Raw genomic sequence first — 12,781 nt, forward strand, 5'->3', positions numbered from 1 at the left:
TGCGACGGGTGTGTGATCGCCGACGATGAACACGAGCGACCCCGAGGACCCGGCCGGGACGGCCGTGGTCACCGTCAGCGTGCGGGGGGTGGTCACGGGATGGAGCGCCGGGGCACGGCGGCTGCTCGGCCACACGGCCTCGGAGGCGGTGGGGCGTCCCGTCGCCGAGGTGTTCGGAGCGGACAAGGACGGGATCGTCTTCGACCGGGGGTGGCGCGGCCACGTGCCGGCGCGGCACCGGGACGGCCGGGAACTCGAACTCGACGTACGGGTCTCCCCCGCGCTGGACGCCGACGACCGGCCCGCCGGCTGCGTCGTCACGGCCGCGCCCGTCGACCCGGACACGGCACTCCTGCTGTGGGCCTTCCAGCAGTCGTCCGTCGCGATGGCCACGTACGACACCGCGCTGCGCTACCACCGGGTCAACGACGCGGCGGCGGGCATGATCGGCGTCCCCGCGGCCGATCTGCGCGGCCGGCCCTTCTCCGGGGCCCTCCTGGACGAGGAGGCCCGACGCCGGTTCAACGATCACCTGCGGCGGGTCGCGGAGTCCGGCCGGGCCGCGCACTACGAGAGCCCTGCGGCCGCCGGGGCCACGGTCGGCGAGCGGGCGTGGAGCACCGAGATGTGGCCGGTGCGGGATCCCGCGGGCCGGATCAGGGGCGTGGCGAGCGCGGCGTTCGACAGCACCGAGCAGTACCGGGGGCGCCGGCGGCTCGCGCTGCTGAACGAGGCCGGCGCGCGCCTCGGCACCACCCTGGACGTGGTGCGCACCGCCGACGAGCTCGCGGAGCTGGCCGTGCCGCGCTTCGCCGACTTCGCCAGCGTCGACCTGCTGGACTCGGTGCTGCACGGCGAGGAGCCCCCGCCCGGACCGCCCGGCTCCGGGGTGGAGTTGCGGCGGGTCGCCCACCGCACCGCGTCCGGGCGGGCCCCGGACGCGGCTGTCGACCTCGGCGAACTCGACGTGTATCCCGAGTTCTCCCCGCCCTCGCGGTGCCTGGCGACCGGCCGGCCCGTGCTGAGCCGGCTGGGGCATCCGGACTTCACACTGTGGCTGGCCCAGAACGCGCTGCGGGACGCCAAGGTCCAGGAGTACGGCATCCATTCGGTGCTGGCGGTGCCGTTGCGGGCGCGCGGCATCACCCTCGGAGTGGCGGTGTTCATCCGCTGGGCGCGTCCCGAACTCTTCACGGAGGACGATCTGACGCTGACCGAGGAACTGGCCGGGCGGGCCGCGGTGTGCGTCGACAACGCCCGCCGCTTCACGCGCGAGCACTCCACGGCGCTGGCCCTCCAGCGCAGCCTGCTGCCGCTGCGGCTGCGCGAGCAGGCCGCGGTGGAGGTGGCCTCGCGCTATCTGCCGGCGGGGTCCCGTGCGGGGGTGGGCGGCGACTGGTACGACGTCATCCCGCTGTCCGGCACGCGCGTGGGCCTGGTCGTGGGCGACGTCGTCGGTCACGGCATCCACGCCTCGGCGACGATGGGCCGGCTGCGGACCGCGGTACGCACCCTCGCGGACGTGGATCTGCCGCCGGACGAACTGCTGACCCACCTCGACGACCTCGTCACGCACCTCGACCCCGACGACGGCCGCGGCCGGGAGGTGTCGCCCGCCGAGACCAGCGGCGAGCTGGGCGCGACCTGCCTCGTCGCCGTGTACGACCCCATCGCCCGCCGCTGCACCCTCGCGAGCGCCGGCCACCCGCCGCCCGCGGTGCGCCTGCCGGACGGCACCGTCGAGATGGTCCCGATGTCCACCGGTCCGCCGCTGGGCATCGGCGGACTGCCGTTCGAGCCGATCGAGCTGGACCTGCCGGAGGGCAGCCTGCTCGCGCTCTACACCGACGGCCTCGTCAAGAGCCGGGACTTCGACCTGGACGCCGGTCTGCAGCGGCTGCGAGCCGCGCTGGGCGCGCCGGCCCCGACGATCGAGGCGGCCTGCGACACCGTACTGAAGACGCTGCCCTCGGACCGCCCGGTGGACGACGTCGCACTCCTGCTGGCCCGTACCCGGGTGCTCGACGACGGCCAGGTCGCGGTGTGGGACCTGCCCCGCGACCCCGCGCACGTCGCGGACGCCCGGCAGGCCGTGGCGGAGCGGCTGGTCGCCTGGGGCCTGGCGGACGCGGTGTTCGTCACCGAGCTGGTGGTCAGCGAGCTGGTCACCAACGCGATCCGGTACGGTGCCCCGCCGATCCAGCTGCGGCTCATCCGCGACCGCACCCTGATCTGCGAGGTCTCCGACGGCAGCAGCACCGCCCCGCATCTGCGCCGCGCCCTGTCCGACGACGAGGGCGGGCGGGGGCTGCTGCTGGTCGCGCAGTTGAGCCAGGCCTGGGGCACCCGGCAGACCTCCGCGGGCAAGACGATCTGGGCCGAACAGGCGTTTCCCCCGGCCGGGCGATGAGCGGCGGCACGTCCGGGCTTCCCGCGTCGCGCCGATCCTGACGAGCTGTCAGTCTCGGATGCATGACCGCTCGTCTCCGTGTGTCCGCCCTGCACTGGACGGTCGTCGTCCCGGTGCTCTCGGTGGTCCTGCTCGCCCTGACGTGGGGACGCGGGCTGCCGGTGGCCGTGGTCGTGGTGGTGGCGCTCTTCCTCTGTGCCGCCGTGCTCGCCGCGGTCCACCACGCGGAGGTCGTGGCGCACCGGGTGGGCGAACCCTACGGCGCGCTCGTGCTGGCGGTGGCGGTGACCGTCATCGAGGTGGCCCTGATCCTCACGCTGACGGCGGACGGGGGTCCGAAGAGCGCCGGGCTGGCACGGGACACCGTCTTCGCCGCGGTGATGATCACCTGCAACGGCATCATGGGGCTCTGCCTGCTGGTGGGGGCGCTGCGCCGGCGGGTCGCGGTCTTCAACCCCGAGGGAACGGGAGCCTCGCTGGCGACGGTCGCGACCCTGGCCACCCTCAGCCTCGTCCTGCCGACGTTCACCACCAGCACCCCGGGCCCGCGCTTCTCCACCGCCCAGCTCACCTTCGCCGCGCTGGCGTCGCTGGTGCTCTACGGCCTGTTCGTGGCCACCCAGACGGTACGGCACCGCACGTACTTCCTTCCGGTGACGGCCGGTGGCGAGGTGATCGACGCCTCGGAGGAGGACGACTCCGTCGCCCCGACGACCAGGGCCGCGCTGTTCAGTCTGGCTCTGCTGGTGGTGGCGCTGATCGGGGTGGTGGGCCTGGCCAAGGTCGAGTCGCCGACGATCGAGCAGGGCGTGCAGTACGCCGGTCTGCCCTCCTCCTTCGTCGGCGTGGTCATCGCTCTGCTCGTGCTGCTGCCCGAGACCATCGCCGCGGTCCGCGCGGCGGCCCGCGACCGGGTGCAGACCAGCCTCAACCTGGCGCTCGGTTCGGCGATGGCGAGCATCGGGCTGACCATCCCGGCGGTCGCGGTCGCCTCGCTGTGGATGTCCGGCCCGCTGCTGCTGGGACTCGGCGCCACGCACATGGTGCTGCTGGCGATCACCGTCGCGGTGGGCACCCTGACGGTGATACCGGGACGCGCCACGCCGTTGCAGGGCGGAGTGCACCTGGCGCTGCTGGCGGCGTACGTGGTGCTCGCGATCAGTCCGTGAGCCGGTCGCGGCGGGTGGCGCGCGGCGGGCGGCGGGCGGCAGGCGGTGGTCGGCAGGCCGGGCGGCGAACCCGGAGCCGGGCCCTACCGGCAGCCCGCGACGACGCGGCCGGCCAGCACGGCCTCGACGAAGGACTCCGGCGGGGCGTAGTGATGGGCCAGGACGTAGTGCACGACCAGGTCGGGCGCGATCAGCCAGGTGCCGGCGCCGCCCTCCACCCGTACCTCGCCGTGGCCCACGAGGATCCGCTCGCCGCCCCGCGAGACGGCGACCGGGTTGAAGCGACCGCCGCCGATCAGCCGGCGGCGGCACAGGATGCATCCGTACCAGCCGTGGGTGATGGCGCACAGGTGGTCGCGGCACAGGGCGAAGAGCCGGTCGGCGAACTCCTCGGAGGGCTCGGCCCGCGGGAAGGGGTGGGCGGGGTCGAGCCAGCCGACGGCGCGGGCCGAGACATCCGGCGGAATCGTTTCTGTGAAGTACGCGTACGGACTCAGGTCCTCGTAGTACGGCATCGCAGCCTCTCCCGCCCGCGGACCCGGCCGCGCGCACCGTTCGATCAATCGCGGGCAAGCGTCCAGCAGCGGGGCCCGTAGGTCAATCACCCGTACGTGGCCGGATCCCGGCGGCGCGCCCGCGGCGGCCGTGCGGAACCCCCGAAGGAGACCGCCGCCGGACACCAGTCCCGTACGCGGGGACCGTCATCCGGCGACCGGGGCCTCGTCCTTGCCGTCCGCGACCGGAGGCGCCGCCGCGGGCTTCCGCCCCAGCCAGCCGCCGAGCAGTTCGTGCACGGCCCCGGCCCCCACCAGCCGATCCGTCGGGTCCGGCCCGTCCAGGTCGAAGGGGTGCAGCAGGAAGGCGCGGCTCTGGTCGCCGCCCAGGCCGCCGTGCGAGCCGACCTGCTCCTCGAAGGCGTGCACGGTCCGGGCGACCGGGTCGTAAGCGGAGTTGACCATGATGTCCGCGGCGTGCGGGAACCGGGCGGTGCGCAGCACCGCGGCCGCCGCGCCCGGCCCGAAGAGCGCCAGCGGATCGCGTCCGGTGACCCTGCCCGTCTCCAGTTCGTGCTCACCGCCGTCCCCGCCCAGCACGAGCGGCCCGCGTTCCCCGTCCAGGACCAGTACGAAGCCGATGCCCGGATGCTCGGCCAGCGTCCGCAGCAGGGCCGGGTGGCGGGCGTCGATGCTCCCGCGGTCCGCCCGCCCGGGAAGGTCGGGGAAGGAGATCAGCGCCAGGTTCCCGGAGGCGAGCACCACGGGCTCGGACGCCGGCCCGGCGGTCTCGTGCTCCTCGCCCGTCCGGCCCCCGCGCTCCGGGCGGTGCAGCGCCGCGCGGGCCGCGGCGCGCGCCTCCGCGCCGCTGGCGGTGCCCCGGGCGCGCCGCCGCACCGGCAGCCCGCACCCCGCCCGGACCAGATCCTTCAGGGTGAGCCCGTAGGCGGCCTCGAAGGTCGCGCCGTCGCTCTGGCCGTGGTCGGAGAGCAGCACGATCCGGTAGGGGCGCGGCGCGTACCGCGAGGCGTCGGCGATCAGCCGGATGGCGCGGTCCAGGCGCCGCAGCACCCGCATCGCGTCCCGGCTGCGGGGCCCCGAGTGGTGCGCGACCTCGTCGTACGCGACCAGATCGGCGTAGACGGCGCCGCGCCCGGCGAGCATGTCGCCGACGACGGCCGCGACGGCCACGTCGCGCTCCACGACGGTGGCGAAGGCGCGCAGGAAGGGATAGAGGCCGCCGCGCCCCACCCGGGGGTGTTCGTGGCGCAGGCGCGCCGACGTCGACTCGGTGATCTCCCGGACGACCTCCGCGACGAAGGAGGCGGCGGTGCGGACGGCGTTGGCCGGGTCGGAGAAGTAGGCGAAGTAGCCGGTCCGGGAGCGGGTGGCGCCGACCCGCGCGAGGGCCGCCGCGGGTTCGCCGGCCTCCGGCGCGCCCACCGCACGGGACCGCAGCCGGGCCATCGCGAGCCGGTCGGCGGAGAAGCGCCTGCGGCGCGTCGACACCGACATCACCAGGGCCAACTGCTCGGCGCCGCCGCTGAAGAGATTGCCCCGGCTCGCGCCGTCCGGGGCCAGCAGCCCGGCCCGCCCGGTGCGGGCGACCGCGCGGCGCTCCAGTTCGGCCGCGCACGAGGGCCGGTTGCAGACCATGATCTGCCCGGTCTCCTTCTCGTACCAGCGGAAGGCCGGCACGTCCTCGTTGCTGCCGTGCAGGATGGCCAGCTGGCTGGCGCCGGTCTGGCTGCTCCAGTCGGTGGTCCACGGCACCAGGCGGTGGCTGCTGTCCAGCCAGTCGGCGACGGTCTCCATCGCCGGGGGACGCAGCCGCCCCTTGCGCGTCACCGGGCGCACGGCCTCGCGCAGCACGTCGTGACCCACGCCGTCCAGCTGGACGAAGACGAAGCCCGGCTCGCGCGGCCCCTCCGCGCCGGCCGTCCCCTGACCCGGGTTCCCGCGCCGGCCGGCCAGCCGCGCCAGGCGGCGGCCGTACGCCGCGTCGTCGCGCATGGCCAGCGTCGTGCTCGTGGCGGACGACGCCGCCGACATCACCGCGGCGATCACGACGGCCGTGGCCGGCGCTATGTCGCCCTGCCAGTCGGGGGTGAAGCGGAACGCGAGCAGCAGCAGCGAGCCGTTGAGGAAGAAGACCAACAGGCCCAGCACGAGCGCCGGCACCAGCAGGACGGCACGGACGAGCACCGGCCACACCAGCGCGCTCAGCAGGCCGAAGGCCCCGGCGGCGGCCGCCGCCGTGATCGCGATCCGGGTCGGGCTGTCCCCACTGGGCGGCTGGATGCGGAAGTCGGGCAGGATCCCGGCGAGCACGGCCATCGTGGCCGTCGACACCGCCCACACGACCAGCACGCGGACGATCGCGCCCCCCGCGGCCCGCCACCGACGCAGCACGCCCACCCTCCCTCACGTCTCCTCACGTCTCGTCGCGTCGCGTCACGTCACGTCGCGTCACGCTGCGTCCCGACATGTCCCGCCGCGTCCGCGGACACGAATACCCCCAGACTGTCACAGTCCTCCCCGGGCCCCGCGGCGCACCGGGGGCACACGGCGGGCGCGCCGGAGCATAGGCTCGGGGTGAGACGAGGAGGCGCGAGTGGCGGTCGAGATCACCTGGTGGGGGCACGCGACGGTGACCGTGCGGGACTCCGGGGTGCGGGTGCTCACCGATCCGCTGTTCGTCTCACGCCTGGCCCACCTGCGCAGACGCCGCGGCGCGGTCCCCCCGCCCGGTGCGGCGCTGGCGGACGTCGCCGTCGTCTCGCACCTGCACGCCGACCATCTGCACCCCGGGTCGCTGGCCCGGCTCCCCCGGGGTACCCGGGTACTGGTGCCGCGCGGAGCCCTCGCCGCGGTGCCCCGGCTGCGGCGGCTCGCCGCCGACCGGCGGCTGGACCTGACCGAGGTCGTCCCCGGTGACGAGGTGAAGGTGGACGCGCTGACCATACGGGTGGTGAACGCGGCGCACGACGGACGGCGCCTGCCGTACGGGCCGCGGCGCTCGCCCGCGCTGGGCTACGTGCTGGTGGGCGAGGAGCGGACGTACTTCGCCGGGGACACCGGGCTGTTCGACGCCATGGCGGACGAGGTCGGCCCCTGCGACGCCGCGCTGCTGCCGGTCGGCGGCTGGGGGCCGTTCCTCGGCACCGGCCACCTGGACGCCGCACGCGCCGCGCAGGCGCTGGCCCGCCTCGCGCCGCGCGCGGCCGTGCCCATCCACTACGGGACCTACTGGCCGATCGGCATGGACGCCGTGCGCCCGCACGAATTCCACGCCCCCGGCCACGAGTTCGTCCGGATCGCCGGGCGGCTGGCGCCGCAGGTGGCGGTGCACCGGCTGGAGCACGGGGAGAGCGTGCTGCTGGCGGCGGCCCGGTGAGCGCTCTCACCCTGCTCGCGGAGCAGGCGTCTTCGCAGTCCACCGGGCAGGTGGTCGGCTACCCCTCGCTCTTCCTGCTGGTCGTGCTCGGTTCCCTGGTGCCGGTCGTGCCCACCGGGGCGCTCGTCAGCAGCGCCGCCGTGGTGGCCTTCCACCAGACGGCCCCGTTCTCCCTGGCGCTGGTCTTCCTCATCGCCTCGGGCGCGGCCTTCATCGGCGACATGGGCCTGTACCTGCTCGGCCACCGCGGCGTCCGCTCCCGCAACGGCTCGCGCTGGCTGCGGCAGCTCCAGGAGCGCGCCGACCCCGCGCGGCTCGCCGACGCGCAACGCCGGCTCGACGAACACGGCGTGGCCGTGCTCGTGCTGTCCCGGCTGATACCGGCCGGCCGCATCCCCGTGATGGTCGCCTGCCTGCTCGCCGAGATGCCGGTCCGCCGCTTCGCCCGCGGCGACGTCCCCGCCTGTCTGGCCTGGGCGGCGGCCTACCAGCTCATCGGCATCCTCGGCGGCACCCTGTTCCCCGAACCCTGGCAGGGCGTCCTGCTCGCCGTCGCGCTCACCCTCCTCATCGCCTCCGCCCCGCAACTCTGGCGCCGCCTGCGCGGCGGCACGGCCTCCCCCGCCGCCCCGGACGACACCCGGATCGAGCAGACGGGCCCCTGACGCCCCGCGGCCGCCCCGGCCCGGCCGTACCCCCTCCCGCGCGACGCCTCCTGCCGCGGGGCCCACACCGGCCCCCTCCGGATGCCGAACCCGACAGCCGATCCCCGGTCCGGGCTGCACGCCTCCGCCACCCCGGCTCCCACGCCGCCTGCGCGGCGGCACGGCCTCCCCCGCCGCCCCGGACGACACCCGGGTCGAGCAGACGGGCCCCTGACGCCCCGCGGCCGCCCCGGCCCGGCCGTACCCCCTCCCGCGCGACGCCTCCTGCCGCGGGGCCCACACCGGCCCCCGCCGGATGCCGAACCCGGCAGCCGATCCCCGGTCCGGGTTGCGCGCCTCCGCCGCCCCGGACGCCTTCGCCCCGACACCGGCGACGGCCCGAGCCCGCGCTCACGGCGCTGATGCGCGCCGCCCGTTCGGACGGGGCCGGGAACGGCGACGGCGACGGCGGCGCACAAGGGCTCACATCGCCGAACGTGCGCGAGGCCTACGCGGCCCGGTCGAAGCCTTTCGCCGCTTCGCACGGACCGCGCCCCGCCGGGATCGGGTGCGGCGATGCGCCCGTGAGCGCCGGTCAGGCGCCGGTCGCCAGGGCGGCGAGGGCCGCCTCCAGGTCGGACAACGCGGCCGCCACATGCGGCAGTTCGAGCGGGTCCCGGGCGTCGAGCGCGGCACGGCGCCGTGCGTCGTCGGCGCCGTGGAGAGGGCCGGTGTCGATCCGCACGCGCAAGGCCGACGGGTCGTCGCCGAAGCGGTGCCCGCCGGGGACCGGGCGGCCGAGGCGCTCCTCGAGGGCCGTCTCCAGGCTCGGCGCGTCGGTGACGCCGGCGGCCGCCAGGGCGTGCCGCAGGGGGGCCAAGTCGGCGTAGAGGTGACAACCCGCCTCCGGTGGGCGGCACAGGCCGCCCGTGCGGGCCACCGCCCGGTACGCGGCGGCACCGAGCGCGGCGTGCAGACGGGTGGCGGCGGCCAGATGGGCCCGTACGTCATCGCCTTCGGCGAGTGCGTACGCGGCCGCCGCGGCCGGCGGCCCCGGCAGCAGCGCGCGCAGCCAGGCGCACCGCTCCACCACGGCGGCCCGCAGCTCGCCGCCCTCGGCGGTGGCGGGGAAGCGGGCGACCGCCACCGGCCAGCCGGGCGGGGCCAGGGCCGCGGACAGGTCGGCGATCACGATCGTCCGGCCGGGCAGCATCTCGGCCGGGGTGAGCAGCACCGTCTCGTGCGGGTGGTGGACCGTGTCGGCGTATGTCTCGTCGGAGACCAGCAGCAGCCCGCTCTCCTCGGCCGCCTCGCACACCTCGTGCAGCAGCTCCGGAGGTGTGACCGTGCCGCTGGGGTCGTCGGCCGCCGACATCACCAGCACCCGCGGGTCGGCACCCTCCGCACGGGCCCTGCGCACCGCCTCCAGTAGCGCGAACGGGTCCGGCGCGCCGCCGCCCACCGCGGGTGTCGGGACGGCCGTGGTGCGCCGGCCCAGTGTCCGCGCCAGCGGGGCCTGCCACGCGGCGGCGGGCCGGGCCAGGACGACATCGCCTCCCACCGCGGCGAGCAGCGCCAGCAGCAGCGGCTCCGCACCCGGCGCGGCCGCCGTGTCGGCCGCGGTCGTGGTCAGCCCCCGCCGCTCCCAGTAGCCCGCGGCGGCCGTACGGAGCGCCTCGCCGCCGCCGGGCGGCTCCGGCACGGCACCGCCCGGCATCCCGGCCCGCAGTCGCTCCGCCCAGTACGGCGGCACGGGCAGACCGGGGTCGGGCCGGAGTCCTCCCCGCGCCAGGCGCCCGGCCGGAGCCGGCGGTGACGTCCGCTGCATCCGTACCTCCGGAGGAATCGGGTGACCGGTGCGGTCCGGCGGCGGGGCCCGGGCCGCGGGCCCCGCCGCCACCCTCGCACGCGGCTCCGCCTCCCGCCGCCGCGGCACGCGAATTCCTCTGCGTGCCGCCGGGAATCCAGGGCAACCGCACATCCAGGAGGTGTTCCCATGGTCCCGCTGCTACTCGTTCTGCTGCTGGCCCTCGTCCTCTTCGGCGCGGGCTTCGCGGTCAAGGTGCTCTGGTGGGTCGCCCTGATCGTCCTGGTGCTGTGGCTGCTCGGTTTCGTGGCGCGCGGCGGTTCCGGCGGCTCACGCTGGTACCGGTGGTAGTGATCGCAACCGCGAACCCGATCCGGGGCGTGCGACGGCCGACGGGCCGCCGCACGCCCCGGATTCCGGCGTTCCGCCCCCGGCCCGGTGAACGCGCGGGGGCATTCCCCGGTTCGCTATTGCTGGGCCTGGACCGGCATCCGCAGGGTCCGGGCCCTCGCCCCGGCGCGGGTACGGCCGGCGGAGACCATCCGCTGCGGATGTCGCCGCAGGTACTCGCCCTCCAGGGCCGCCATCCGCGAGTTGTGGGCGTCGAGGGCCGCCCCGGAACCGTAGAGCAGTGTCTCGTGGCGGGTCCGGTGGACCGACTCCAGCTCCTGTACCAGCTGTCGTTCGTCCAGGTCTGCGGGGTCGACCCCGCCGGGGTAGCGGCTCATGGGTCGCGCACCTTCCTTTCGCCTCCCTGTCACCTCGCCCGTTTGGTACCCCCGGTGCGGGGATTCATCCGCTTCTGCGGGCATTCAACAGGCATCGGACCCCCGGTCCGGGTAGACGATGGAAGAACCCGACCCCTGAGGAAAGGAGCCACCGTGCAACGAGGAAGCGACCGTCTGAGCGTCCACCGTGACGACGAGATGAAGCACGAACTGCGCGGGATGCTTCGCTCCGGGCACTCGACCCGGGTCGAGGAATGGCACGACCCCGAGCCCGCCGCCGACGACGACCCCGAGGTCGGCACCGGACCGGCCTGGGCGGGCGCCCCCGAGGGCACCTCGGTGCGGTTCGAGCTCGCCCGGCACCTGACCCGGCAGCCGTTCCCCGCCCGCCGCGGCGATCTGCTGCGGGCCCTGCGCGACCGGCACGCGCCGGATCCGCTGACCGACCTGGTGGACGGACTCCCCGGCGACAACCGGCGGTACGCCAACGTCCAGGAAGTCGTACGGACCCTGGGCATGCGTCCGGAGGCATGACGGGGCGCACGCCCGCGAAGCGGGCCGCGGGGCCGCCGGTGCCCCGCGCACCGCCCGCGCCCCTGCACCGCACCGCACCGCCCGGGAATCGATCGAACATGGAGGGAGCCGTTGTGCGCCGGATCCTGAGCGCATGGGACAAGGAGCTGTTCCTGAGGGTGGCGACGCGCTCGTGGCCGGCGGCCGAGCCGGTACTGCCACGGCTCAGCAGGGCCGCCAACCACGGACTGCTCTGGTTCGGGGTCGCGGCCGGCATCGCGGCCGTCGGCGGCCGCAACGGGCGGCGCGCGGCGCTGCGCGGCGCCGGGTCGCTCGCCGTCGCGTCGGCGGTGGTCAACACCATCGGCAAGGGCGCGGTGCGCCGCAACCGCCCGGTGCTCGACGCCGTACCCGTCATCCGCCGGCTCTCCCGCCAGCCCGGCACCACGTCCTTCCCGTCCGGCCACGCCGCCTCGGCCGCCGCCTTCGCGGCGGGCGTCGCCCTGGAATCGCCCCGCTGGGGTGCCGCGGTGCTGCCGGTCGCCTGGTCGGTGGCGTTCTCCCGGATCTACACCGGCGTGCACTACCCGAGCGACGTCGCCGCCGGGATGGCTCTCGGCATGGGCGCGGCCCTCGCCGTGCGCGGCCTCGTCCCCACGGGGCGCCAGTTGGCGGTGCCGCCGACCCCCCGGGCCGACGCCCCGGCCCTGCCGGGCGGCCGCGGCCTGTACGCGGTGGTCAACGAGGTCTCCGGTCCCCCGCCGCTGCTCGGCCCCCCGGCCGAACGGCTACGCGGCGCGCTGCCCGAGGCCGTGGTCGAGGAGTGCTCCGAGGACGACGACCTCGCGGAGATGCTCGAGAAGGCCGCCCAGCAGGCCGCGGAGGCGGGCGGAGCACTCGGGATCCACGGCGGCGACGGCAGCGTCGGCCTCGCCGCGGCCGTCGCCCTGCGGCACGGCGTGCCGCTGCTGGTCTCCCCCGGCGGCACGTACAACCACTTCGCGATGGACCTCTCGATCGAGAACATCGAGGACGCGGCCAGGGCGGCCGAGGCGGGCACCGCCATCGCCGTCGACATCGCGCGCGTGACCCCGGTCGACGACACCACGGGCGAGCCCGCCGAGTCCACCGTCTTCCTCAACACCTTCAGCCTCGGCGTCTACCCGGATCTGGTCCGCTACCGCGAGCGCTGGTCACGCCGCGTGGGCAGCTGGCCCGCCGGAGTGCTGGCAGCGCTGCACGTGCTGCGCACCTCCGATCCGGTCGACATCGACATCAACGGGCGCCGGCACTCGGTGTGGATGCTCTTCGCCGGCAACGGGGCCTACCGCAGCATCGGCCCGGCGCCGGTCCGCCGACGCGCCCTCTCCGACGGACAACTCGACGTCCGCATCGTCCCCGGCAGCCCCTACGCCCGGACCCGCCTGCTCACGGCGGCCCTCACCGGCTCCACCACGGCCCTGCTCCGGCGCCTGCGGATCGGCGGCATCGACCAGGGCATCCGCCTCGCCTACGACGGCGAGGTCGCCCCGGCGCCGCGCGAGCTGGTCATCGACAAGGCCAACGAGGCCCTGACCGTCTACCGGCCGGTCTGACGCGCCGCGCACGCGGGCCGCGCC

At 75.8% G+C, this 12,781-nt stretch carries 11 protein-coding genes; 7 read left to right on the forward strand and 4 right to left on the reverse strand.

Annotated features, from left to right (window positions below; translation table 11 throughout):
• Positions 1-25 precede the first annotated feature (25 nt).
• On the forward strand, positions 26-2,410 hold the full coding sequence (locus AB0F62_RS08025; RefSeq protein ID WP_361793555.1) for a SpoIIE family protein phosphatase: 2,385 nt from the start codon (positions 26-28) through the stop codon (positions 2,408-2,410).
• Positions 2,411-2,472: 62 nt separating this feature from the next.
• On the forward strand, positions 2,473-3,579 hold the full coding sequence (locus AB0F62_RS08030; RefSeq protein ID WP_361793558.1) for an ionic transporter y4hA: 1,107 nt from the start codon (positions 2,473-2,475) through the stop codon (positions 3,577-3,579).
• Between the two features lie 83 nt (positions 3,580-3,662).
• Here AB0F62_RS08030 and AB0F62_RS08035 read toward each other — a convergent pair whose 3' ends face one another.
• Positions 3,663-4,094, reverse strand: a complete 432-nt coding sequence (locus tag AB0F62_RS08035) for a hypothetical protein (RefSeq protein ID WP_361793561.1) — start codon at positions 4,092-4,094, stop codon at positions 3,663-3,665.
• 186 nt (positions 4,095-4,280) lie between these two features.
• Positions 4,281-6,491: a phage holin family protein gene (locus tag AB0F62_RS08040; protein WP_361793564.1), complete on the reverse strand. Its 2,211-nt coding sequence runs from the start codon at positions 6,489-6,491 to the stop codon at positions 4,281-4,283.
• A gap of 196 nt (positions 6,492-6,687) precedes the next feature.
• Between AB0F62_RS08040 and AB0F62_RS08045 the strand changes: the two genes are divergently transcribed.
• Together AB0F62_RS08045 and AB0F62_RS08050 are read left to right on the forward strand one after the other, a co-directional pair.
• Complete coding sequence (locus AB0F62_RS08045) at positions 6,688-7,470, forward strand: MBL fold metallo-hydrolase (protein WP_361793567.1); 783 nt, start codon at positions 6,688-6,690, stop codon at positions 7,468-7,470.
• Complete coding sequence (locus AB0F62_RS08050) at positions 7,467-8,135, forward strand: VTT domain-containing protein (protein ID WP_361793570.1); 669 nt, start codon at positions 7,467-7,469, stop codon at positions 8,133-8,135. Before AB0F62_RS08045 ends, AB0F62_RS08050 begins: the two co-directional genes overlap by 4 nt.
• 574 nt (positions 8,136-8,709) lie before the next feature.
• Here AB0F62_RS08050 and AB0F62_RS08055 read toward each other — a convergent pair.
• Entirely contained in the window at positions 8,710-9,942 is a 1,233-nt protein-coding gene (locus tag AB0F62_RS08055; RefSeq protein ID WP_361793573.1) for an aminotransferase class I/II-fold pyridoxal phosphate-dependent enzyme, read from the reverse strand.
• A 168-nt stretch (positions 9,943-10,110) separates the two neighbouring features.
• On the opposite strand from AB0F62_RS08055, the gene AB0F62_RS08060 reads away from it, so the two are divergent.
• Positions 10,111-10,272 carry a hydrophobic protein gene (locus tag AB0F62_RS08060; protein WP_361793576.1) on the forward strand — a complete coding sequence of 54 codons (162 nt, stop codon included), beginning with the start codon at positions 10,111-10,113 and terminating at the stop codon, positions 10,270-10,272.
• A gap of 116 nt (positions 10,273-10,388) precedes the next feature.
• Here the strand turns inward: AB0F62_RS08060 and AB0F62_RS08065 are convergent, their stop codons facing one another.
• On the reverse strand, positions 10,389-10,649 hold the full coding sequence (locus AB0F62_RS08065) for a DUF6158 family protein (RefSeq protein ID WP_361793579.1): 261 nt from the start codon (positions 10,647-10,649) through the stop codon (positions 10,389-10,391).
• A gap of 153 nt (positions 10,650-10,802) precedes the next feature.
• Between AB0F62_RS08065 and AB0F62_RS08070 the strand changes: the two genes are divergently transcribed.
• Both AB0F62_RS08070 and AB0F62_RS08075 read left to right on the forward strand, forming a co-directional pair.
• Entirely contained in the window at positions 10,803-11,183 is a 381-nt protein-coding gene (locus AB0F62_RS08070) for a DUF2795 domain-containing protein (protein ID WP_361793582.1), read from the forward strand.
• Between the two features lie 98 nt (positions 11,184-11,281).
• On the forward strand, positions 11,282-12,757 hold the full coding sequence (locus AB0F62_RS08075; protein WP_361793585.1) for a phosphatase PAP2 family protein: 1,476 nt from the start codon (positions 11,282-11,284) through the stop codon (positions 12,755-12,757).
• Positions 12,758-12,781 lie beyond the last annotated feature (24 nt).

The organism is Streptomyces sp. NPDC026673 (assembly GCF_040638135.1).
In the GTDB taxonomy this organism is placed as follows: domain Bacteria; phylum Actinomycetota; class Actinomycetes; order Streptomycetales; family Streptomycetaceae; genus Actinacidiphila.